Annotated in this window: 25 protein-coding genes; 13 read left to right on the plus strand and 12 right to left on the minus strand. The window is 38.9% G+C overall.

Annotation, left to right across the window (positions count from 1 at the left end):
• The first annotated feature begins 55 nt into the window (after positions 1–55).
• The 6 genes from ABJQ32_04445 (at position 56) to ABJQ32_04470 (ending at position 5306) form a co-directional block, all read left to right on the plus strand.
• Positions 56–268: a hypothetical protein gene (locus ABJQ32_04445; GenBank protein ID MEP5288874.1), complete on the plus strand. Its 213-nt coding sequence runs from the start codon at positions 56–58 to the stop codon at positions 266–268.
• 116 nt (positions 269–384) lie between these two features.
• On the plus strand, positions 385–1002 hold the full coding sequence (locus ABJQ32_04450) for a hypothetical protein (protein ID MEP5288875.1): 618 nt from the start codon (positions 385–387) through the stop codon (positions 1000–1002).
• The gene (locus ABJQ32_04455; protein MEP5288876.1) at positions 1003–1377 is read left to right on the plus strand and encodes a DUF423 domain-containing protein; all 375 of its coding nucleotides are present in this window, start codon (positions 1003–1005) and stop codon (positions 1375–1377) included.
• Between the two features lie 401 nt (positions 1378–1778).
• The gene (locus ABJQ32_04460; GenBank protein ID MEP5288877.1) at positions 1779–3623 is read left to right on the plus strand and encodes a hypothetical protein; all 1845 of its coding nucleotides are present in this window, start codon (positions 1779–1781) and stop codon (positions 3621–3623) included.
• Between the two features lie 17 nt (positions 3624–3640).
• Complete coding sequence (locus ABJQ32_04465) at positions 3641–3889, plus strand: VF530 family protein (GenBank protein ID MEP5288878.1); 249 nt, start codon at positions 3641–3643, stop codon at positions 3887–3889.
• 112 nt (positions 3890–4001) lie between these two features.
• Entirely contained in the window at positions 4002–5306 is a 1305-nt protein-coding gene (locus ABJQ32_04470) for a DEAD/DEAH box helicase (protein ID MEP5288879.1), read from the plus strand.
• Between the two features lie 91 nt (positions 5307–5397).
• Here the strand turns inward: ABJQ32_04470 and pyk are convergent, their stop codons facing one another.
• The gene (gene pyk / locus ABJQ32_04475; protein ID MEP5288880.1) at positions 5398–6828 is read right to left on the minus strand and encodes a pyruvate kinase; all 1431 of its coding nucleotides are present in this window, start codon (positions 6826–6828) and stop codon (positions 5398–5400) included.
• A gap of 15 nt (positions 6829–6843) precedes the next feature.
• Entirely contained in the window at positions 6844–7272 is a 429-nt protein-coding gene (locus ABJQ32_04480; GenBank protein ID MEP5288881.1) for an IPExxxVDY family protein, read from the minus strand.
• Between the two features lie 114 nt (positions 7273–7386).
• On the opposite strand from ABJQ32_04480, the gene ABJQ32_04485 reads away from it, so the two are divergent.
• From ABJQ32_04485 to ABJQ32_04505, 5 genes are all read left to right on the plus strand, one after another.
• Positions 7387–7623: an acyl carrier protein gene (locus tag ABJQ32_04485; GenBank protein MEP5288882.1), complete on the plus strand. Its 237-nt coding sequence runs from the start codon at positions 7387–7389 to the stop codon at positions 7621–7623.
• Between the two features lie 24 nt (positions 7624–7647).
• Positions 7648–8901, plus strand: coding sequence for a beta-ketoacyl-ACP synthase II (fabF, locus tag ABJQ32_04490; GenBank protein ID MEP5288883.1), 1254 nt, complete (start codon positions 7648–7650; stop codon positions 8899–8901).
• Between the two features lie 113 nt (positions 8902–9014).
• Positions 9015–9638, plus strand: coding sequence for a ribonuclease III (rnc, locus tag ABJQ32_04495; protein ID MEP5288884.1), 624 nt, complete (start codon positions 9015–9017; stop codon positions 9636–9638).
• Positions 9635–11461, plus strand: coding sequence for an NAD(+) synthase (gene nadE / locus ABJQ32_04500; protein ID MEP5288885.1), 1827 nt, complete (start codon positions 9635–9637; stop codon positions 11459–11461). The genes rnc and nadE overlap by 4 nt, the downstream gene beginning before the upstream one ends.
• Positions 11462–12011: 550 nt before the next feature.
• Positions 12012–12173, plus strand: a complete 162-nt coding sequence (locus tag ABJQ32_04505) for a hypothetical protein (protein MEP5288886.1) — start codon at positions 12012–12014, stop codon at positions 12171–12173.
• Positions 12174–12241: 68 nt separating this feature from the next.
• Here ABJQ32_04505 and ABJQ32_04510 read toward each other — a convergent pair whose 3' ends face one another.
• The 7 genes from ABJQ32_04510 to ABJQ32_04540 form a co-directional block, all read right to left on the minus strand.
• A complete protein-coding gene (locus tag ABJQ32_04510; protein MEP5288887.1) occupies positions 12242–15853 on the minus strand; it encodes a M1 family aminopeptidase in 3612 nt (1203 codons plus the stop codon).
• Positions 15854–15887: 34 nt separating this feature from the next.
• Positions 15888–16775, minus strand: coding sequence for an ATP-binding cassette domain-containing protein (locus tag ABJQ32_04515; protein ID MEP5288888.1), 888 nt, complete (start codon positions 16773–16775; stop codon positions 15888–15890).
• Positions 16776–16801: 26 nt separating this feature from the next.
• A complete protein-coding gene (locus ABJQ32_04520) occupies positions 16802–17116 on the minus strand; it encodes a YbjQ family protein (GenBank protein ID MEP5288889.1) in 315 nt (104 codons plus the stop codon).
• A gap of 61 nt (positions 17117–17177) precedes the next feature.
• Positions 17178–17813 (minus strand): ABC-2 transporter permease, encoded by a 636-nt coding sequence (locus tag ABJQ32_04525; protein MEP5288890.1) that lies wholly within the window; start codon positions 17811–17813, stop codon positions 17178–17180.
• Complete coding sequence (locus tag ABJQ32_04530; GenBank protein ID MEP5288891.1) at positions 17810–18484, minus strand: ABC-2 transporter permease; 675 nt, start codon at positions 18482–18484, stop codon at positions 17810–17812. The genes ABJQ32_04525 and ABJQ32_04530 overlap by 4 nt, the downstream gene beginning before the upstream one ends.
• A 1-nt stretch (position 18485) precedes the next feature.
• Entirely contained in the window at positions 18486–19355 is an 870-nt protein-coding gene (locus ABJQ32_04535; GenBank protein ID MEP5288892.1) for an ABC transporter ATP-binding protein, read from the minus strand.
• Entirely contained in the window at positions 19348–19725 is a 378-nt protein-coding gene (locus ABJQ32_04540) for a GntR family transcriptional regulator (GenBank protein MEP5288893.1), read from the minus strand. The genes ABJQ32_04535 and ABJQ32_04540 overlap by 8 nt, the downstream gene beginning before the upstream one ends.
• 358 nt (positions 19726–20083) lie before the next feature.
• Here ABJQ32_04540 and ABJQ32_04545 point away from each other — a divergent pair, with 358 nt between their 5' ends.
• Positions 20084–21028, plus strand: a complete 945-nt coding sequence (locus tag ABJQ32_04545; GenBank protein ID MEP5288894.1) for a helix-turn-helix transcriptional regulator — start codon at positions 20084–20086, stop codon at positions 21026–21028.
• 77 nt (positions 21029–21105) lie between these two features.
• A complete protein-coding gene (locus ABJQ32_04550; protein MEP5288895.1) occupies positions 21106–22617 on the plus strand; it encodes a S41 family peptidase in 1512 nt (503 codons plus the stop codon).
• A 2-nt stretch (positions 22618–22619) separates the two neighbouring features.
• Here ABJQ32_04550 and ABJQ32_04555 read toward each other — a convergent pair whose 3' ends face one another.
• The 3 genes from ABJQ32_04555 to ABJQ32_04565 form a co-directional block, all read right to left on the minus strand.
• Complete coding sequence (locus ABJQ32_04555; protein MEP5288896.1) at positions 22620–22907, minus strand: DUF1272 domain-containing protein; 288 nt, start codon at positions 22905–22907, stop codon at positions 22620–22622.
• Between the two features lie 5 nt (positions 22908–22912).
• Positions 22913–23110 carry a hypothetical protein gene (locus ABJQ32_04560; protein MEP5288897.1) on the minus strand — a complete coding sequence of 66 codons (198 nt, stop codon included), beginning with the start codon at positions 23108–23110 and terminating at the stop codon, positions 22913–22915.
• Positions 23111–23281: 171 nt separating this feature from the next.
• A complete protein-coding gene (locus ABJQ32_04565; protein MEP5288898.1) occupies positions 23282–24214 on the minus strand; it encodes a DMT family transporter in 933 nt (310 codons plus the stop codon).
• Positions 24215–24258: the final 44 nt, after the last annotated feature.

A 24258-nucleotide genomic window follows, 5' to 3' on the forward strand; every position in this document is an offset into this window, starting at 1 on the left:
ATTTGAAAAGTAAGCTATCCTAATTTCGAAATATCAAACACCTAAAAATGCTGCCATGGAAACCACCACACATATTAGAGTACTTTGGTATAATTCTTCATCAAGCTCCTATCAATTCGGAACATGGAATGATTTCAACCAACTCATTTCAAACGCAAGAAATCCGCAAGAAATTCATCCTTTAGAACGGTTCAGTGACGCATCTGACATTACACTTAAAAAGATTGCGAATGAACTAAATAAATGCACCCCAAGACATTTAAGATAATCCCCTGACTAGGGATTGACTATAGCTGGTTGACAACCCTGGCACCTCATCTTGATATTCATCATGATAGGACGTCAGGGTTTTTTTATCTTTGATAAATTAATCACGCCCCTATCATGAAAACGATCCAATCTATTTTCGTAATGCTTCCATTTTTGGTTAGTGCTCAAGCAAAAACAACAGAAGAGCTTCGTTCTCAAAATTTCAAGAAATATGCTATTCAAAGCGCTGAGATTAATTATAAAATATCAGGTGACGCTGAAGGCGAAGAGTTCATGATCTTTCAGGATTATGGATGGAAAAGCCTCCGCCAACGTACAATGACTTTTGAGCTTTACGGAATAAGCAGTACTCAAACGCTGGTTGAACTTAAAGATGGTGATTTCATCTACCGTATTAGTGAGGATGATAGCACATACCTTTTAAAAAAGGATTTTAAATGGAGTCAACAAGCATCCTACAAACAGCCTGGAGAAGTGTCAGAAGCAATACTTTTTTCAATGGGAGGTGAACAATTACCCACTGATTCTACATTGTTAGATAAAAAGTGTCAGGTCTGGAGTTTTGAAGGTAAAGCACTTCAAGAACTTTGGGTATGGAATGGTTTGGTTCTCAAGAGAAAAGCAAAGCTCGGTGATCGTCTAATCACCACAACTGCGACGAAAGTCCAGATTGACATAACACCTTTAGAAGGAATTTTCGAAATTCCATCCTATTTCAACGAAAAGAAATAAATGCATAAACTATTCCTTATCATTTCATCCATCTCAGGCATTATAGCTGTCGGGTTAGGCGCATTCGGAGCACACGCCTTGAAAAATAAACTTCAAACTGAAGGTACGTTCGATACCTATCAAACAGCCATTCAATACCAGTTTTATCACACACTTGCTCTTATGGGAATTGCTATACTGCTTACTAAGTACCAAAACTCTTGGCTCAACTATGCCGGATACAGCATGACTTTTGGCATGTTGATATTTTCAGGATCACTCTATATTTTGTGCTTTACAGGAATGAAGTGGCTGGGTGCTATCACTCCCATTGGTGGTTTATTGCTCATCCTTGGCTGGGTTTTTGTGTTGCTTGCAGCTTTAAAAACTCTTTGATGCGAACAAAAGAATGTCCCTCCTGTGCAATGGACGTAGATGCCAAAAGTAAGATTTGTCCCATTTGCCAATATGAATTTTCAGAAATAAAGGTTGGTTACAGATGGATAGCGATGGCATTGATCATTGTACTCTTACTTTATCTTCTATTCTAGTCATGATAAAGTCAATATTTGATTCATTTTTATTACAGCGATTTCTAAATTAATTCCCAACCTCTTTAAAAGGCTAAAACTTCATAAGTCGATAAAGTACTTTCAGAAATTATACAATCAGCTAATTTTGCAGATAATCAGAAAGGCGAAGGTCAAATAGAGACGTTGGGCGTAGTATAACATAACATCTAATAGCACTTTTTAAACTTAACCAAGCACATTACCGACCTATCTCAGATGAAAATTATGGAAGACAATAAAATGCTAGATTATATTAAAAGTATATTAGATAATATGCCTACTGATTGGTTGAACTTAACAACTCATCGGCTAGATATTTATAATGAAGAATTGGCCAAAACTCAATTCTTAGAGCAGTTTGAAATCTTATTTAATGACAATAATTCCGATTCTGCCGCACTCAATGAATTACCCACTGCTTACGATTATATTCGATTAGGCCATCCATTATCCTGTTTGCTAGAATGGACAATAGCTAACTTAAATAATCAAAACCCTGAGAATGCAATAAGTTTTTCATCAAGGACTACCCCAATTCTAGCCATTCTAAGAAAAAATCTATTAACTAATAAAAACACACAAATCCTTTATACAGATAAACTGCCAGATTTCTTTGATACTGATATATTAAGGAGTATTTATGGCTATCAATTTAATTTAAAGAACGTTGAGAACACATCGGCTATTCCCGAGTTTAACGGCAGTACTATTGTTGTTTCGCAGCAAGAAGAACTTGGCAATTTCAATCTTACTTCGAATATTGATTTTTTTCTTAATGTTAATGATGCACTGGGAAGTATCTTATTAGTAAATGGCCAGCAAAACGAGAGTTATATCTCCGAAATTCAGCATGTAAGAAGAAGAGAGACCATAGCGATGACTCCTGCTAATTGCCTATCCGCTTTAAAATCCCTAATCAACAAGTCCTCTTTCAATACCCATGAAAGTGATGTGGAAGCAGACAAAAAACTCGTCTTGGATTCAATTGCATCCATTACTGGTTCAAACACGAAAGCATTAGTTGGTTCGAGTGGGCTATCTATTCAATACGCAATTATGATGGGTCTAATTCATGATGCTCTGGAAAAACACAAGGGGAAGGCCATTAAATTCATTGTCCCACCCAATTGCTATGGTGGAACAAATGATCAAGCGAGACGTGTTGCTGCATGCATTGATAATGTAGAGGTGGTAGATTTACCAGTTGATGGGGGTAACGATATGGTTCAAGGTGTTGGTGTCGTTCTAGATGAAATTGCTCTTGAAGATGCAATCCCTTATATCATTGTTGAAATTCCAACAAACCCTAGAGTTGAAGTTCCAGATCTTATAAAACTAAAAGATACTTTGAGCAAGGAACGTAAAACATCAACAGGTGAAATTGCGATCGATCCAGTTTTTATTTTAGATCAAACATTCTGTCCCAACACACATTTTTTAGGTGAAGATGAAATACTCTCCACTATTCGAGCAATTTCTTATGTGAGTGGCTCAAAATTTCCAAGTGGTGGACAATGTACTGCTGGCTATTGCATAGCAAATAAAAAAGCAGAAGCATTAATGGAAAAAATAGAAATGCATTTAAAACTTTGTGATAACGAAGCTACAGATCTTCAATATCAAATCTTGGCCAGGCAAATTCCTTCGATGAATCAACGAATCAACGATGCTTACAGAAATACACGTAATTTTGTAAACTTCATCCATGAAACTCTACCAGGGGCGAAAATCAATTTTGTTTCAGAAGAACTGGCTGAAAAAGGATTTACGCCCTCTGTGTTTTCGTTAGATCTTCCGACCAAAGGAAATACGGAAGAAGAAAAAGAAGCTTACAAGAGAGCCCTAAATCTTAAATTAATCAATCTAATGATTGACGAAATTCCCCATGAGAGTAAGTACTGCGTGAGCTATGGGCAATTAAAAGGGTGCTATTGGACAATACCAGCAACATCCACTCAAGGAACCACGAAAGAAGGCGACAAAGATTATATCGCTCGTGTAGCGCTTTCTCCAAATATGGACCTGGAACTTCACAAAAAAGTTTTTTCAAGTTTTGTTGAAAATATTTAACTACTAATAAGACTGTCATGGATCTTGAAAATGCCGAATTCATTGAACCTGAAAAGCAACCCAACAATCCGCTACATGGGGTGAAACTCGCCGACATTGTAGCTGAGTTAGTAGCTAAATTCGGTTGGGAAGAACTCGGAAAAAAAGTCAACATCAACAGTTTTAACAACAATCCTTCTATTAAATCCAGTCTTAAATTCTTAAGAAAGACACCCTGGGCAAGAGAAAAAGTAGAACAGCTTTATTTAAAGTCAGCTAAGCAATAGTCATCTCAATTGAGTAGGAACTCAACAATAAAGAATAAGGCTACACCAATCCCTATCTTTACCTAATTGATACTATTATAGTGATCATCTACATACTTTTTACAATTTAGCAATGCCAATCAAAAGTCAAAAAGACATTCTTGCGAAGCTTAACATCCAGAAGCTCAACCCGATGCAAGAAGAAGCATCTGTAGCACTTCAGTCTACCTCCAACTTGGTACTGTTATCTCCAACAGGAACTGGTAAAACAATCGCTTTCCTCCTCCCTATATTGGAGAGTCTCGATACTGATTGTACCGAAATACAAGTATTGATTCTTGTACCTTCTCGAGAGTTGGCCATACAAATAGAATCTGTTGTACGAGAAATGGGAACTGGCTATAAGGTAAATTCAGTATACGGCGGTCGCGCTGGTTCGAAGGATAAAGTAGAGTTGAAGCATAGACCTGCAATTTTGATTGGTACTCCAGGAAGGGTCTCTGACCACATACACTACAAAAACTTCCCTATTAAGGACATCAAAACGTTGGTCCTCGATGAGTTCGATAAGTCATTAGAAATTGGATTTGAAGACGAGATGAAAGAAATCATAGGCGCACTTCACAACGTAAAAAGGCGTATCCTCACTTCTGCCACGCAGGGTGTATCCATTCCCTCATTTGTTGGACTCAAAAACCCAATAACAGTCGACTACTTAGGGCAAAACACTTCTCAGCTAAAAATCAAGCGGGTATTGTCTCCTGACAAAGATAAACTTGATTCACTCGTTGCAGCACTCAGCCACATTGGCAACCAACCAGGAATCATTTTCTGCAATTTCAAAGACACCATCCAGCGTGTCAGCTCTCACCTCGAAGCACACAAAATAAGTCATGGCTGCTTTTATGGGGGGATGGAGCAAATTGATAGAGAGCGAGCACTCATCAAATTCAGAAACGGAACTCATCAGCTCATTGTAGCGACAGATCTTGCTGCTAGGGGGCTCGACATTCCCGAATTAGGATTCATTTTACACTACCAGCTACCACACAAAAGTGAAGAATTCACACATAGAAATGGAAGAACGGCAAGAATGAATACCAAAGGAACAGCCTATATTCTGCAATGGGAAAAGGAGCCACTTCCCGATTTCGTTACAGATGCCAAAATCGAAACGATTAGTCACGGCAAACTACCTTCTCGCTCACAATGGAATACATTATTTATTTCTGGCGGCAGGAAGGATAAAATATCGAAAGGTGACATAGCAGGTGTCTTTTTTAAGCAGGCTCACTTGTCTAAAGACCAGCTCGGTGTTATTGAAGTCAAACAAGACTGTGCATTTGTAGCTATACATGCATCTGAAACAAAAATGGCCATAGAGACACTCAACAACACGCGTATCAAGAAGAAAAAAGTACGTGTCTCGTTGATCTAATTCGCTGTATGGCTTACTTAGATCTTCATCTAGTACAAAAAGACCTATCACATTAACTCAATAGATTAAGTAAAATCTATTGTCATCAGCATTACTCTACCACGCTCACCTTCATCATATTCGTATGACCGTGCCAGTGTTGCGGCATAGATGAAGTGTTGATGAAAATATCTCCTTTTTTCAAGTTTTCACTATCTACCAGTTTCTTTTCAATTTCTACCAGTGTTTTATCTATGTTTTCATGTGAATCATATAGAAAGGTTTTTACACCCCATACCAAACACATCTGATGAACCAACTTCTCATTATTGGTAAACAAATAGATTTCTGCTGTGGATCTATGCATAGCTGTTCTAAACCCGGTGTATCCTGATTTAGTCATGCATACCAGTGCACGTGCTCCGGTATTCTCTGCCAGTCGGCATGATGCTCTGATCAAGAGATCATTCACTCGAGTGCTTGATTCAAACTGCTTGTCGTAATACCTGTTGTATATCGAACTCGCCTCGGATTCTACCGCCATAATCGTTTCAGACATTTTTTGAACGGCTTCTATTGGAAACTTTCCTGCTGCAGACTCAGCAGAAAGCATCAATGCGTCGGCACCATCCATTACGGCGTTGGCTACATCATTTGTTTCCGCTCGAGTCGGACGTGGATTTTCAATCATGCTCTCCATCATCTGAGTAGCAATAATCACTGGCTTAGCAGTCTGATTGCATTTTTCCACAATTTTCTTTTGCCAAAGCGGAACTTCATGCATCGGTATCTCAACACCAAGATCGCCTCTAGCGACCATTATAGCATCTGTGACCTCTATGATCTCGTCAATGTTACTTAATGCTTCTGGCTTTTCAATTTTAGCCACTACTTTGGTATCCTTTCCTGCCTTTTCTATTATTTCTTTGAGTTCTCGGATATCATCGGCTTTTCGAACAAAGCTCAACGCAATCCAATCCACATCCTGAGCCAATCCAAATTGAAGATCTTCTAAATCTTTTTCGGTAAGACAAGGTGCGGATACTTCCGTATCCGGTAAGTTGATTCCTTTTCGAGATTTCAAAACACCTCCATGGACCACCTCTGTGACCACCTCATTATCACTTACTGAAACGGTTTTCAATTCTATATTTCCATCATCAATAAGGATTGTATCGCCTGCCTTCACATCATTTACAATCTCTTTGTATACAGTGCTCACTCGTTTATTATCTCCCTCTACTTCATCGGTAGTGATGATTAATTCTTGACCATCACTAATTTCCATACCTCCATCTTTCATCAGCCCAATTCTGATTTTAGGCCCTTGCAAATCCTGAAGGATTCCAACATGATATTCTTTTTCCTTTCCTATCTCACGGATATAATCCTTTACCTTTTTATGATCTTCATGAGAGCCATGAGAAAAGTTTAATCGCAAAACATTGGCTCCCGCCTCTATCAATTTAGTAATGGTCTCTTTGTTGTTGCTGGCAGGACCTAAGGTTGCCACGATCTTTGTTCGCTTAGTAATGGAACTCATTGAGTGATATGGTTTTTAGTAGAGAAGGTTTTCTTTTGACTTCAAAGTATCAAAATTAAGTCGTATCGCGTACTCTATAATAGAAATTTCTTTGAATATTACGTTAACGTTTCCGGTAGTTAACTCACCTGTTTGATCCTTAAATTTCATTAGATAATCAAATTGCTTCAGTTCTGGTAGCAATAATTGATTTTTTACATTTCCTCCACCTACCAGCTTATTTTGTAACAGCTCGATTGTCTGGAATTCAGTTTCATATATGAAATTTGAAATTAAAATAGCTGTATTATCAGCATATTCAATTTTGACATCTTCTTGTTTTATCAGCGAAATGTTCATCGCTTCATTGATATGCCATGCGAGTTTATATTCCTTTTTATTGCATACCAGCCCGAATAAATCAAAATCAATGGCATACCCGCCATCTAATTTGTTTTTCTTCATATAAAGTGCAAGCTAAGACCTAAATTCGCAATACAAATGTCTCAAACGACTTATTTGATTTTAGTTTGAGAATATTATTTCTTTGCAACTCATTTTTAACCAAACATTACAAAAATGTCTGAAATAGCACAAAAAGTAACGTCAATTATTATTGACAAACTAGGTGTAGAAGAGTCCGAGGTTAACCCAGAGGCAAGCTTCACCAATGATCTAGGAGCTGACTCGCTTGATACCGTGGAGCTGATCATGGAGTTCGAAAAAGAATTCAACATTTCTATTCCTGATGACCAGGCTGAAAACATCGCGACAGTAGGTCACGCTATCTCTTATCTGGAAGAAAACGTTAAGTAAATAACCAACTTAGCCTAAACATTTATGGAATTAAAACGAGTCGTTGTAACCGGTATTGGTGCCCTTACCCCTTTGGGAAATACTAAAGATGAATATTGGGATTCTTTGGCCAAAGGAGTAAGTGGCGCGACTCCCATTACTCGTTTTGATACCGAAAAATTCCGCACGAAATTCGCCTGTGAAGTAAAGGGGTTTGATCCTCAAGATTTTCTAGATCGAAAGGAAGCTCGCAAAATGGATCCCAATACCCAATACGGTATGGTGACAGGAGAGCAGGCCATCAATGATTCAGGGATGGACCTAGACAGTGTGGACAAAACACGAATTGGCGTGATTTGGGGGACTGGAATTGGTGGATTTAGTACATTCCAAGATGAAGTTATGGCCTTTGCGCAAGGTGACGGAACTCCTCGTTTCAATCCTTTCTTTGTGCCAAAAATGATTGCGGATATTACTCCGGGTCTACTTTCAATTAAGTACGGTTTCATGGGACCCAACTTTGCAACAGTTTCTGCCTGTGCATCTTCCAATAATTCAATTACAGATGCCTTCACATACATTCAAGTAGGTAAGGCAGATGCGATTCTAACTGGCGGATCAGAGGCCGGTGTAATTCCTTCAGGAATTGGAGGATTCAACGCCATGAAAGCCCTATCAGAGAGAAACGACTCTCCAGAAACAGCTTCTCGTCCTTATGATAAGGATCGCGATGGATTCGTGTTAGGAGAAGGCGCTGGCTCAATTATGTTAGAAGAGCTAGAACATGCAAAGGCTAGAGGCGCAAAAATTTATGGAGAGATTTTAGGAAGTGGCATGTCCGCTGATGCGTATCACATTACTCAACCGCATCCAGAAGGTGCAGGTATTGAATTAGTGATGAAAAATGCATTGAAAGATGCAGGCTTGACTGCAGATAAAATTGATTACCTCAATACTCATGGTACTTCCACACCTCTAGGTGATGCAGGTGAAATCAAAGCTGCTCAACGCGTATTTGGTGGAAATGCCGCAAAAATGAATATCAGCTCAACCAAATCCATGACCGGTCACCTCCTTGGTGCAGCTGGAGCAGTAGAGTTTATAGCCTGCCTTATGGCCATTGAAAAAGGAATTATACCACCGACCATTAATCATTTCACTGATGATCCTGAGATCGATCCAGCTTTAAATCTCACATTTAACAAAGCTCAGGAACGTGAAGTAAATATTGCGATGAGCAATACATTTGGCTTTGGTGGACACAATACTTCCATTATTATCGGAAAATACAACGGATAGTGTCTTCGATTCCGAAAATATTATCGGGGCGAATACTAAACTCATTTAAATCCGAAAAAAAACTTCGTCAGTCTTTCCAGTTAATTACTGGTCGTGCGCCAATCAATCTTGCCTTGTATAAGCAAGCAATGCGCCACAGTAGTGTAGCTTCTTTCAATGATCGCGGCATCAAAGAATCATATGAGCGACTGGAATACCTGGGAGATGCCATTCTGGGAATGATTGTAGCAGAGCATCTTTACGCAAAATTCCCATTCAAAGAGGAAGGGTTTTTAACTGAGATTCGAGCAAAGATCGTGAATCGAGAATCACTTAATCGCCTGGGTCAGAAAATAGGACTTAGGGAATTGGTACAATACAACCAGGGATCAAGAGCCCATCGTTCCGTATATGGTGATTGCATGGAAGCTTTAATTGGTGCTGTATATTTAGATCACGAGTTTCACTACTGCAAGAAGTTCGTAATCAAAAAGCTGATCAAACCTCATTATGATTTTGATGAGCTAATATCCAAGATCACCAATTTCAAAAGCAGATTGCTTGAATGGTCACAAAAGGAAAACAAAGACTTACGATTTGAAATCATCAATGAAGAGGATCGTAAGTTTACAGCGCAAGTATTTCTGAATGAAACACCAATGGAAATCGGATATGGCTTCAGCAAGAAAAAAGCAGAGCAGGATGCTGCGCAGAAGACCTATGAAAAGCTAAATTTGGATGATACGCAAAAAAAATGAGCCGAAAATTAAAATTGGCTGGAGCTTGCCTGAATCAAACACCAATTGATTGGGAAAACAATCTTAGGCAGATCGAAAGTGCAATAGAAGAGGCTAAAGAACAGTCTATTGACATTTTATGCCTTCCCGAATTATGTATTACGGGATATGGATGCGAAGATTTATTTCTAAGTCAATGGCTTCCTGAAAAAGCACTTGAAAAGCTTCTAGAGATTCTACCTTCGACCAAAGAAATTGCTTTAACAATTGGGCTTCCACTACGTCATGAGAATAACATTTACAACAGCACATGTTTTGTCTCAGATGGGAAAATCTTAGGGTTTTATGCCAAACAGAAACTGGCCAATGATGGCGTACATTATGAGCCCAGATGGTTTACCCCCTGGCCATCAACAAAAATCGACATCATCGAAGTTGCCGGGAGCGAATATCCATTTGGTCATATTATTATTGATCATAAAGATATTTCCATAGGCTTTGAAATATGTGAAGATGCATGGCAGCCCAATAGACCATGTGAGCTACTGACAAAAACCGTAGATCTAATTCTAAATCCAAGCGCCTCACATTTTGCTTTTGATAAGGCTAAGTTCAGAGAAGACCTTGTTTGCAAGAGTTCAGAGCAATTTGATTGTGTGTATCTCTACGCCAATTTGCTTGGGAATGAAGCAGGCAGAATGATCTATGACGGAGATGTGCTAATAGCTCAAAAAGGGAAATTGATTGGGCGAAACAAAAGGTTGTCGTTTCAAGATTATCGAGTGCTCGCTGTAGAGGTAGATTTTGATCAAAGCTCTGCTACCGAGAATGTCAAACCAGATTTCAAAAATCAATACGAGGAGTTTTCTCACGCTGCTTCTCTTGCCTTATTTGATTATTGTCGAAAAAGTAAAAGCCAGGGATTCGTATTGTCCCTTAGTGGTGGCGCGGATAGTAGTAGCATTGCTACATTGGTCAGTTTTGCTATCCAAAATGCATTGGAGCAACTAGGCAAAAATGAACTGGAGCGGAAACTAGGGTTTGAGCTCGCTGGAATCACATGGAAAGAGATTGCATCTCAATTGCTTACTACAGCCTATCAAGGAACAGTGAACTCTTCAGATGCAACATTTAACTCTGCAAAGAATTTGGCAGACAGCTTGGGGGCTACTTTTCATCACTGGACTATTGATAGTGAAGTGGAAAGCTATCAATCAAGCATAGAAAAAGCCTTGGGAAGAAAATTAACCTGGGAGCAGGATGATATAGCCCTTCAAAATATTCAGGCTCGCTCGCGAGCTCCCATTATCTGGATGCTGGCGAATATCAAGAATGCTTTACTTCTTGCCACCTCCAACCGTAGCGAAGGAGATGTAGGTTATGCTACGATGGATGGGGATACTAGCGGAAGCATCTCTCCTATTGCCGGAGTAAGCAAACACTTCATTTTGCAATGGCTGAAATACGCTGAGGATGAATTAGGTTTTGATGGACTGAATGACGTTAACTCCCTCACTCCTACTGCAGAACTCAGGCCAAGCGATCAAAATCAAACCGATGAAGAAGATTTGATGCCGTATGAAGTATTGATGAAAATTGAACGAGAAGCAATTTTAAAAGGAAAATCTCCGAAGCAAGTTTACGATTTATTAAAAGGAGAATATGCTGATGACCAGCTTAAAGGTTGGCTTAAAAAATTCTTTCGGCTCTGGACCAGAAATCAATGGAAGCGAGAACGATATGCTCCTAGTTTTCATTTTGATGATTTCAATATTGACCCACGGTCTTGGTATCGTTTTCCAATTTTAAGTGGTGGATACAAAGAAGAGTTGAATGAACTTTAGTCTATTATTTCATTCATAAAAACTGTAGCTCAAAATATTTCTGAAACTATTACTTAATACTATCGTATAGTAATACTATCATATATAAATGTAATACTACTTAAGTGAGATTTTTTACTATATTTCTAACAATCACTATCCTATCAGGGGTATCAACCCAAGCTCCATTAGTTGAAAATGTTTACGAGGTTGAGACATCTAAAGAAGTAGTATGTACAGAAACTACAATTCAGCCAGCAAAGCGTAAGAACAGTAAAGAAAGAATAAGCCTTACAAGTAATAGACATTCACGAAAACAAATAAATACTCAAGCATCCTATGTCAAAAATGTAAAAAGGCATATCTGGATAATGCAATTCATCATATAGTTAATCCTTAGCAATTTCGTCTGGTCTTATTTTCAATTACAAATTTTTAGGATATGAAATATTCGGATAACTATAATCATGATCACATTTACCAACAAATTAAAATCATGGGTTACTTAGGGATAGTAGCAATAGGTGCTGCTTTAGTAGCTTCAATCATGTAACATTTAACTCACTTTCTTATGAAAACCTCAATGTTCGAATACAGCAAAGTGATCCTTGAAAAAGTAAGTTTTAATAAAAACCTATTTTGGAAAGAGTATAGAAAATTTAAACAATTGCTCCCTGACAGGGAAAGCCTTGAACTTAGAAACTGGGCAAAACAGTTTATTGAAATCAAATAGAATATGGCAATCCTCACATGCTGAAGATGTGAGGATTTTTTTATATCCCTTTAAACTCTATTATAGGTTCAAATCTTCTTCCTATTATCCTTAGATTCTATATCAATCAACTTATTGTATGGGTCAATACCCACTTCGATTGGTTTTTTATCAACAATGATCGAAATCTTATTCCTAACTGAAGTGACCTTATGCTTCTCTAAATAGATTTCTTTTCCGCTTTCATCAAAAACCCCAATATCAAGGTAATCTACCAGTGCAAGAGAAAGAATCTCCTCCCCATCATCCTTGGCTTTCTCATCGTAGCTACGATTTCCTTTTTCGTCACTTCTATACTTGCTGACCTGGAATTCAAGATCCAATTGATATTTCTCATTATCTAGTTCCTTCGAGGTAACACTTATCATTTTGTTGTTGTATAAAGTGATGGTCTCAAACATATCTGTGATCAAATACCGTAGAGAATCAGGCGTGGCAGTTCTTAGATATTTCACCAATTCTAGAGAAGTTGTATAAGGTGCTTCTTGAAACTTTACTTTTTCTACATATTTACTGAGAGCTGCATTCAGGTTCTTTTCTCCTATATAATCACTTAAGGCATAAAGCACGACCGATGCTTTTGAGTATCGGATATAAGGCTGGTTATCTTCAAATATGAGTGGATTCTCTCCTTTTCGATCCCTTCCACGGTCGCGTAAATACTTGTCCGTTGCATATTTGAGGTACTTGCGCATCTTCCCCTTCCCGTATTGTTTTTCCAGCACCTTTAATCGAACATAATCCGCCAGTCCTTCAGCAAGCATACCTGATCCCGACACATCCGCTCCGATCACCTGATGTGCCCACCACTGATGTGCCATTTCGTGTACAGTGACATCAAAGGCATAGTCTACTCCCCCCTCTTCAGAATCGTCAACATCTGCGATGAAACCACGACCCTCTGAAAAAGGAATGGTGTTGGGAAATGCCTGAGCGAAATTTCCAAACGTTTTTGGAAATTCTATTATCCGAGCTTGTTTATGCTGGTATGGACTGAAGTTACTAGAACAGTATTCTAGAGCTGCTTTCATGCCATCCATCATTCTATCCAAGTTGCGCTCGTGCCCCTTATGGTGATAGATTTCCAAACTGACCTCATTCCATCGGTCCCTTTTCACCTCGTATCGCGCTGAGTTGAATGAATAAATGTTGAGCATTTTGCTATCCATTTTATAATGGAAATATCTACGACCATTCTCAACCCATTCCTCTTGTAAATAGCCTGGGGCAATCGCTGTTTGATCCTCCGAAGTGCTTATAGTAGCTTCAAAATCAACCCAGTCTGCGTCTCTCGAAAGTTGATGATTGCCCAGAGCGGTAGTGTCTGACGGGAGCGACTTTGAAGGATAAGGTGCCAACCCATATTTTTTTCGCACTTCATCATCTTCCAGTCCGCCCCCAGGAAATCCAAGTGAAGGAAACAATTTGAAATTATTAAGGAAGGTGCCGTTGCGCAATACCGGTGAATGTTCACGTAGAAAAGTGTTGGGTCTATTCCAAACCTTAAAAGTTAACTCGAGACTGTCTCCGGGAAGGAGCGTTTCTTCCAGGAGATACATATTGAACCTAAAGATGGTATCCTCCGATATAATCTGAGCTGATTGATCAAACTCAAAGCTGGAAGAGTAGTCATTGTATTTAAGGAAAATAGTATCGATAGCAATCGAGGATTTGTTCATCATTTTGTAGGTACCTCGCGATTTAAAATCCAGCGTCTCGGGGAAAATATCCAGGAAGATTTCGATAGCGGTAATCCTTGGTTGGATGGCCCCTTTGTATCGTCCGTATTTCAATTCCCATTCTGCTCGGTATTGTTCTTTCTCCTTCGACGAAGCATATGGATTTGCAATATTATCTTCATAGTAAATCCGAAATCCCATTCCCAAAAACCCTAGCAGTATGATCAGAAATGCGATCCGCGTTCCTCCATGTAAACGAGACTTCATCACCTTTAATCGTTCCCGAAAGGACTGAAGAATTCCCCGATCCAGTAACAGCCCGGCTCCAATTAGCAAAAGCATTCCAGCAAGCATCCAATAAAAAATGTACGCATAAAATGCAGCCAAACTGTTGCCAAATCCATTCATATCAGAGTACAGTGTGCCAGGACCTCTTCCATAAACAAAGACATCCTGTTCAAAACCGATCATTCCAAGCAGAGGAGTTGCAAACCCCAGGAACATCGCGATAAGAATAAACGTACCCACATAAGCATTTCGCACAAGAGTCTGAATAAAGAATGCCAGGAACGTCCAGATCATAAATTGCCACAAATCCATCCCAAATAATCCCTCTAGATACAAACCAATTTCAAAATCATAATAGCCTTTATACACTTGGAATGAAATGCCTGATACCATCACAATCAGTAGCATCATCATCTGCATTTTGATCACTGCAAGAAACCGAGATCCAAGTAGCGTCCAATTCGGAACAGGTGTGGTATCGACCAGCTGAAGAAAATCTGTTGCTCTTGCTCGCTGAATGAGCAGACCGGAATACAAGAAGGTGCAAACAATCATTGCAAAATGAAAGGCCTCACTATATCGCAGCATCTTCCACGTTACTGGTAACATGGGAGTCCCTCGAACTATGCCTGTTTGAGAATGTTCAATCAGAAGCATTGTTAGGCCAAACAATGTCAGCACAATAAATGGCCAGCTTTTCACTATGAATTTAAGATCCATAGTAGACAGCCTCCACATCACCTTTAGGTTGTGGAGAAAAGAAAAATCATACTCCACCTTGGAAAGGATCACTCTGGTAATATTTCCAAAATTGCTTTTTACTACTTGCTCGCTATCTTTTTTTCGGAATGACAAGGAAAGTGCCTGTTGCCCAAAATAGAACGTGCGATAGACAATACCCGAGATCAGGGCGGCAACACTCAACCAGAGCAGTCTATTGTAAATAATGAGACCTGTGAAGGGCAGGTAGAGCTCGTTTCTCTCGGCGGCCGTCCAATATTGGATGTAGTACTGTGTGGCCGAAAAGCCAAATGGATCCATGAAAACTGCAAGCATCTTGTTTTCCGGATCCTGAAGTAGAATATCCGTCAGTCCCTGAATCAGAAAGAGTGCAATGACGGCAACAAATCCTGCAGTGAGGTTCCTTGTAAACACCACGATGGCAAACACGATCGATCCATATAACAACGCATTTGGTAGTGTATAAACCAGGTACACCTGTGCATAGGCAATCAGGTCGAAGGAGATAGTGATCTGATCATTGGTACCAGGTAGCATAAACCCAATCGCCAATCCAATCCCAATAAAGAGGACGATACCGCTTACGATCAATAGCGAGCTAAGAAATTTAGCTAGTAAATAGTGGCCCTTAGTAAAGGGGTAAGAGTACATAATTTTATGCATCTCGCACTTAAAATCCCGATGTACAGACACACCAAATATCGTGGGGAATAAGAAAATAATAAGTGTCGATAGCGTGTTAAACATGCCCGTAATTGACGAAGGAGAATTCACAATTCTGGTAGAGTCAACAGCTGCACTCACCTCATCAAAGATTCCTGCAGCACTTGATGCGATAAGCAATGCAGCAATCAGAAAGATCGCAGAATAGATATAGAATAAGGGTCTACTGAGCCAGTATGAAAGCTCATGCTTGAAAATGGAATAGAACATTTCGGTACGTTTTGTAAATGGAATAATGAAGGATCTAGGCCAGAATGAGTTCGTCCTCTTTCAGCGTATAGAAATACACATCCTCAAGATCGGGTGTAGCGCTTTTGAAGTCCCCCGCTGGTTGGGAATCTGAGTAGATCCTGATGTTCAGACGGTTATCTTGGTTGTAATTTGAAGACAGGACATTTAAAGTTGATTCTTTAGTCTCCAGTTCCTCAGGGTCAATTGTTCCGCTCCATATTCTTCCCTTAAATTCTTCTAGAGATTCCTGAGGAATCGCGTGCTTCAAGATTCGCCCTCCATTCAAAATAGCCATATCTGTGCAGAGCTCCTTCACGTCATCCACAATGTGAGTAGAAAAAATCACCGTACTAGTGGTACCAATTTCGCGAATCACATTTAGGAATCGGCTCCTCTCTGCCGGATCAAGCCCTGCCGTAGGCTCATCAACAATTATGAGCTTTGGCTCATTAAGCAGTAACTGAGCAATGCCAAATCGCTGCTTCATGCCACCGGAATAGCCAGCCACATTTTTCCTTCTTACCTCAAAGAGGTTGGTAACCGTGAGCACTTCATGCACCAGTTTTTTACGTTCATCTTTTGACTTCACCCCTTTCAAAGTTGCCAGGTAATCCAGCAAATCTTCTGCCGACATTTTAGGGTAAACTCCAAATGATTGAGGCAGATATCCCAAACATTTTCTTAACTCGGTCTGATCTTTAAGTACATCTGTATCTCCAAATGTGATTGTACCAGAATCCGGCCTTTGAAGTGTAGCGATTGTTCTCATAAGTGAAGACTTACCCGCTCCGTTTGGTCCCAGTAGGCCAAACATTCCTGTCCCAATTTCGAGGTTCAAGCCGTCTATTGCCTTCACTCCATTGGTGTATGTTTTGGTCAAATTTTCAATTGTAAGTTTCATGATATGATGGTTTAAAATTTAAGAAGTTATTTAAGTCGCACAGCTGTTCCATAGGCTAGAATCTCTGAAGTGGCTTCCATTACCATAGACGTAGTAAGCCTTACATTCACCAGAGCATCAGCACCCATCTTAGTAGCATCTAAAATCATTCGTTCCATTGCTTGTTCGCGCGATTGAGCAAGCAGCTTCGTATACTCATCAATCTCTCCTCCAACAATATTTTTCAAGGTTGCAAAAATGTCTCTGCCTAGGTGCCTCGCACGAACCGTACTCCCTTTAGCTATTCCTAAGATTTCAGAAATTTCCTTATGCGGTATGTTATCAGTTGTTGAAATAATCATAATATTTATAGTTAACTGTTTTATTAATTAAAGCCATTTATCCTATTCTCCAGAAAAGAGCTTATAGATCCTTTTTCCGGAAGTAGACGATTGTGCTATAAAGTGAAAGCACGGTAACTCCTATTGTTACTAGCATGAACAGAAATAAGTACCACGAATTTCCGGGAATCAGGTCGTTCAAAAATCCAGATTTGGATGAAATAGAAGTATATAAAATAGCCGGCATCACAAATATGATAACCGCAACTACAAGGGTTACTCGATAGAATACAATGAAGTAAATAGCAAGCTGGAGTATTCCATAGATTAATGCATAGCTAAAAAACCCCAGATCTGTATAATTAGGTTCAGCATGAATGATACTTTCCAATGCATTGAAAACTCCAAAATGAATAATGGTATTGACGGAAACAATAATTGATGATGAAAGAAAACGAGCAATAATGATTTCTTTTCTTGTTACTGGCAAACTAGCTGTATGCATCCGAACTACATTACTGGATTGCTCCACAGCAAACACGCCTATGATAATCATAATAATATTTCCAATGCCCGAAGAGAATATCCCAAGTGTGTTTGTGTTAATAAAGGTGATGAACATACTCATCAAAAGCATGAAGAGAGAAAGCAAGAGAATCTGTGTCCTATAGGCACTAAAATCTCTACGTATGAGTCTTAGAATCATTGCTCTGTTCATAGGTCCTTTGTTTTAAATACACTGATTGAAATGAGAATTGAACTGCTCAAAATCAAAAGAAACAAGGCAACCAGTTCGGCAAATATTGCCCAGGCCGGCTGATCTGTTACCCGGAGAAATAGTGCATGCAGCAAGTCGCCCGGATTAAGCATGTTGAGTACCAGAACAGTGAGCATCATGAATGTGATCAGGACTACTCCATACATCATGGCTCCTTTGGCGATTCCATACCTGAAATAAAAAGGGAAGGAAAAAGCATCCGAAATTATAAGAATGAGTCCGGAGATAATCCACATTTCAGGTTGATAGATGAATGAATTCTCAGAGCGCAAGGCTTCTGTTGAACTTATCCGGATAACAAGTAGATGGATGCTAAGTGCCATCAGGATCAGCAATCCGGATGAAATGTATTTCGCCAACACCATCTCCTTTCTTGTGACCGGAAATCCGGCAAACAATTTATCCGCACTGACCTCTGCTTCTGCAAGTATGAACAGCTTAGATGCCACCATGGCACTTAAGATGACGACCAGGGGAAAGAGTTCTGCTTCTACTTCACTTTCCGCTATTATCGCCAGGTTAAAGCCAAAACTTATGGCTGCCAGCACGATAAAAAGCAATAGCAAATAGGTCCTATTGGCTCTGAAATCCTTTATGACAAGTTTTAACATACTACCTGCTGCCTTTGATTTTGAGGTTGTTAAAAAACATGATGTCTTCAAGTGTCGCTCTGTCGTACACTGCTTTGTCACCAAATAATTTCCTTGAGGCTTTCAGATCTTCCGTGAGCCCTTCAAATCCGTATTCACTGCTTCTCACAGCGACCATACTCTTTCGGGTATCGTGATCCAGGAGGTCATTCCCTCCTTTCACCAGCGCGTATTCTTCATACACTTCATCTTTTGTTTTGGAAAAGACCACCTGTCCGTTATTCACATAAGTGATGTAGTCAGCTGCTTGCTCAATGTCCGAGGTTACATGCGAGGAAAAAAGAATGGACTTGTTTTCGTCCTGCATCATGCTCCGCAAAATATCTAGCATCTCCCGGCGTACCACTGGATCCAGTCCCGAAGTGGGTTCATCCATAATGATGAAATCGGCATGATGAGACAGGGCTATCGCAATGGATGCCTTCATGGACATCCCTCTGGAGAATTTCTTCAAAGGCTTGCTGAACGGCAGACCAAACCGATTCACCAGGTCTCTGAACACGGCATCATCCCAGTTTTCATAAAATGGCGCAATGACACGCTTGAGTTGCTTTAAGTTCAGGTGCGCATAAAAGTTAGGGGTGTCGTAAACAAAACCGATCCGCTTTTTTACCGCTACTTCCTCCTCCTGATGATCTAACCCGAATACTTTGATCTCTCCTTCCTGCTTCATCACCAGATTCATGATGGTTTTGATAATAGTGGTTTTACCTGCTCCATTGGGACCAATCAATCCCATAATATATCCTGTAGGAAGACTGAAGGAGACATTACTTAAATGGAAGTCGCCATAAGACTTGGATAGATTCGATATCTCTAGTGTGTTAGTCATTATCATTAAATAAAATGTTCAACATCTCTTGAAGCTCCTTAAGGCTAATACCCATTTTATGCGCTTCAAATACCATTTCCGCCATCTGATCTTCAATGGATTTCATTTTCTTTTCACGTAACAGTTCCTTGTTTTGAACTGCAACAAAAGTCCCCTTACCTCCTACTGTGTCTATGAATCCCTCTTTTTCTAGTTCCTCATATGCACGCTTGGTTGTAATCACACTGATGTGGAGTTCTTGAGCCAACTTTCGAATTGACGGCAATGGATCACCTTCTCGTAAATCACCTGAAATAATCTGTGATTTGATTTGTTTCCCTATTTGTTCATAAATAGGTTCTGGAGATGCATTTGAAATAATTATCTTCATTTGATCGCTATTCAAATAATGAAATTGTCATTATTGTTAATAGTGTATATACTGTATATGTACGCAAGTATAAACTATTTGTTTTAACAGACAAGTATCTTTATCGAATCATTTAGCTAAAAATCCTTGAGGAATAAAAAAAATCAATCGATAAAAATTCCATTAAGGCATTATAATTGACTATTAGCGTGAGAAATCTTCACAAATGAATTCGTCTAATTTTTTTGATCTAATAATTCTGTTCGGAACCATTCAGGGATTTATCACGTCGATTCTTCTCTTCAGGTCCAAAAAAAACAAGCGGTCAAATAGGCTATTGGCTATCATTATTCTGCTTTTTTCTTTGGCCGGCTTAAACATGTATTTATTTCTAACTCTGAATACTGCCGGACCAATAATCCTTCAAATAGCAGAGCAAATAGTTCCTTTAATCATTATCATGCCATTAGGGCCTTTGATTTTCTTTTATACAAAAATCAATATCGGTCAAGATTTCAACTTCAAAAAGCAAAAGCTGCATTTCACGTCCACTATCCTGGACTTGATTCCATCAATGCTATCTCTCACTGCATTAATTAGTTTTTTGATTGGGTTTTCAGATACTCTTTTTCCTCATTCAATTATATTTTTCAATGAAGCTTATGAGAAATATGTAGATGTTCCAAGATGGTTATCATTGTCCATTTACCTTGTATTCGCTATTAAGCTGTTGCGAAAATCCCAGGTTCATCATCGATCTTCTACCTGGGTCAAACATCTTTTAATTGCAATTACAATTTTTCAAATTCTTTGGCTTTCCCACCTTATCCCATATATCCTACCAGGTTTTTCAAATAAACTTCTCGACTTGGTGGGATGGTATCCTATATACATACCTCTTACTCTCTTGGTATATTGGCTTGGAATCAATGGTATCATTCAAAGTAGAGTCTCATCCCGTAATACGCCGTTAGACATTTCAGAGTCCAAAGACATTGTGTCTAAGCTCAATCAATTAATGGATCAGGAGCAGGTCTATTTAAATGCAAACCTCACACTAAATGAATTGGTGAATAGAACAGGAATTCCTCAAAAGAAGATTTCCCAAGCACTTAACCAATACCTAGGCAAAAGCCTAAATGAGTATATCAATGAATTTAGAATTGAAGAAGTGAAAGAAAAGCTAGCTGACTCAGCTTATGATCATCTGACTATAACAGGTATTGCTCTGGAAAGCGGATTTAATTCGCAAGCTACTTTTCAACGGACCTTTAAGTCCATCACGAAAGAAACCCCTAAATCTTTCAGAACCTCTTTGAAATAAAGAAATACATCTCATTCCTAGATTTGAGAAGTTTCGAAACTCATTTACCCGTTGTTTTGAGGAAAAAATAAATTCAAATGCGAAGGCTACTATTCATATTTCTTACCGTTATCGTTTCTTTTGGTTACGCTCAGTCAGATACTCTTCAGGACAAACGACTAACAGCTGATCAACAAAAAGAAGACTTCAGGCTTTACCGTAAGTTATTAGAGGAGACGCACCCTGGACTCTATAGATACACTTCAAAAGAAGTTATTCAATCTAGAATGAATGAAGTTGAAGAATCGCTAAATAGTGAACAATCTTTTTATGATTTTTTTCGAACACTAGCACAACTAAACGCCGAGATTCGATGTGCACACACTTATGTTATTCCATCAAAAAACTTGAATAGCTTCATTCGAAAAATCAAAACAGTTCCATTCTTCTTTTTCCCTATCAATGGTAAACCCTATGTCCTCTTTAATGGAACCTTAAATGAGACGATCAAACCGGGTTTTGAACTTGTAAGCATTAATGGCATTAAAGTCGATAGTCTTAGAAGTAAGCTTCACAAACATAAATGGTCGGATGGGTACATCGAATTAGCAAAAGATATCACCTTAACCGGCTCTTCATTTTGGCTGTTTTATTACTCATTCATAGATCAATCAGAGAGCTACGAGATGGTATTCAAAGATTTTGACAATCAGCTTATCTCTATTGAGTCGCCAGCACAAAGTACAGCATTGACTTCTTCAAACTACAAGAAAAATCCAGTCAATAAGAAAATGCTTAAAATGTATAATAATGGCCCATCAAAGCCTTTTAAACTTTCATTCTTAAAAGACATTCCTGATGTGGCTGCACTTTCTTTCAACTCCTTTGGTGAAGGTGATTCTGAAAATGAGGCACAGCAAGCAATGAGAAATTTTATGGATAAGTCTCTCAAAAAGATTAAAAAGAAAGGATCCAAGTATCTAATCGTGGATTTAAGGAATAATGGAGGCGGCTGGGATGTTCATGGCGTTGAATTACTGTCATATCTCATGAAAGATGATGAACCATTTGAGTATTATAAATATGCATACACCATCACAGATAATTCAGAGTTTCTGAAATATGCAGATGTTCCAGCAAGTGAAAGAGAAAAAATTAAGGATGAGCTTACTCAACAACCCAATGGAACTTATTTATTGAGTGCAGAACAAAATATTGGAATTGGTCCTTTTGAATCTAAAGAAAGAAAATTTGAAGGCAAAATCTATTTCTTGATTAACGAACAAACCTCTTCTGCAGCATCTGAATTTGCCTCTCTTGCAAAGAGTTACGAGTTGGGGGTATTCATAGGCAAAGAAACCAATGGAGCTTACGAAGGTGGAAACAGTTTTAGCTTCATCAAAATGAGTCTACCTAACTCAGGGATATTCGTCAACACGCCTCTGGTGGCTGGTTTTACCAATGTGAAACCACAAGAGCATAGTGGAAGAGGCCTTCTTCCTGATTATGATATAGGGTTTACCAGAGAAGACTTAATGATCAGAAATGATCGGCAATTGAACTTTATAAAAAAACTCATCAGAAAGGATATCAAATCATCTACTGAATAAACCTATCGATCTTTTGGATCTACCTCTGCAAATTTCTCAATCAACTCTTTTTGCTTATCCATATCCACCGGCTTATAGACAATTTTATCAGTCAGTGGATATTTTTTTAACAAGTCAGCTGGTCGAACCGGTCGTGGCACAAACCCTCCCGAACAATTCGGGCAAACATTCTGAAACAGATCAACACAACTCTTGCAAAATGTACATTCAAACGTACAGATCATAGCCTCTGTGCTATTCGCAGGTAAAGACTTATTACAATTCTCACATGTAGGTCTTATTTCTAACATACTATCTATTTAAAGGCAACAGAATGACTGAGTTTAAATGTCATTGCAGTAAAATTATTCAATGAAATACCAAACTTAACTTGACTATTTATCTTTCGTATCCCACGATTAAGAGTTAAATAAACATTCTGATCTTCCTCAGGATTAAAATCTAAACCAAATTGCTCCCAAACCACCTTCTCTTTTAATCGCCAAGCTTCCATCAGCAAAAATTGATTGTATCTATCATAAAGCCTCATCGATACTTCTTTAGGTGATTCCCACTAAATCAGTATCTGTAACAAAACCATGCTGTAGCGTTTGGCCGAAAGTCCCCTGCAAACTATTGATAAGCAACAAGTAAATGAATAATCTGAATGTAACATTCATCATCCTTATCTGAATTTTGTGAAATACGCAGCATCCAAACCCTCTCCAAAAACTTTCATCTTTGACTTGAGTGGCTTATTAACCGTTCGTATCCCAGCGAGAATAAGAACAGCACCTAAAAACATCCAAAGTGTGAATTGTTCATTTAGAAAAATAATACCTAGGATTACACCATAAACAGGCATCAGATATGTTACCAAAGAGGCATAAGCCACACTAGATTGCTCAATAAGCTTGAAATAGATCACAAATGCTACAGCCGTTCCAAACAAACCTAAAATAGCAACAGCTCCTATCGCTTGCCAACTTACTTCCATTAATGAAAATGATGAATCAGCTAAAAATGCCATTGGGAGAAGATAAATGGCAACTGAAAGCAATTGAGCGGCTGGAGCCCTGAATGAAGGAATATTTATCAGGTACTTTTTGATATATACCAGTCCAAAACCATAGCTAAATGCAGCTGCGGTAATAGATAAGATACCCTGAGAACTACCTGTTACTCCTGAAAGTAAATTCGGCATCACAAGAACTGCGAGCCCTATGAATCCCAATAGTACACCTGTTAGTTTATTCTTTGTCATCCTCTCATTTCGAAGCATAATTTGAGAAAGAACTATGGTGCAGAGTGGTACCAATCCATTAATGAGAGAGGCGAGTGAACTGTCTACAAACTGTTCTCCCCAATTGATCAAGGTGAATGGAAGTCCCTGCGCAAAGAATCCTGCAATAAACGTCTTCTTCCAAAAAACAAGTGTTACTGGCAGCTTTTCCTTCTTTAAAAGCAAAATCAGGTTTAGGATAACAGCTCCTATTCCAATTCGTAGTGCTGCTAACATCACAGGTGAAATCTCAGCCACCGCAATTTTGATAAATAAGAAAGAAGGCCCCCAGCAACTAGCTAAAAGTATCAATAAGTAAACATTTCTGATTTTCATAGTAGTAGAAGTTCGTTTCCTCAAATTGAACGGAAAGCAAAACT

Origin of the sequence: Marinobacter alexandrii (assembly GCA_039984955.1) — a bacterium.
In the GTDB taxonomy this organism is placed as follows: domain Bacteria; phylum Bacteroidota; class Bacteroidia; order Cytophagales; family Cyclobacteriaceae; genus Ekhidna.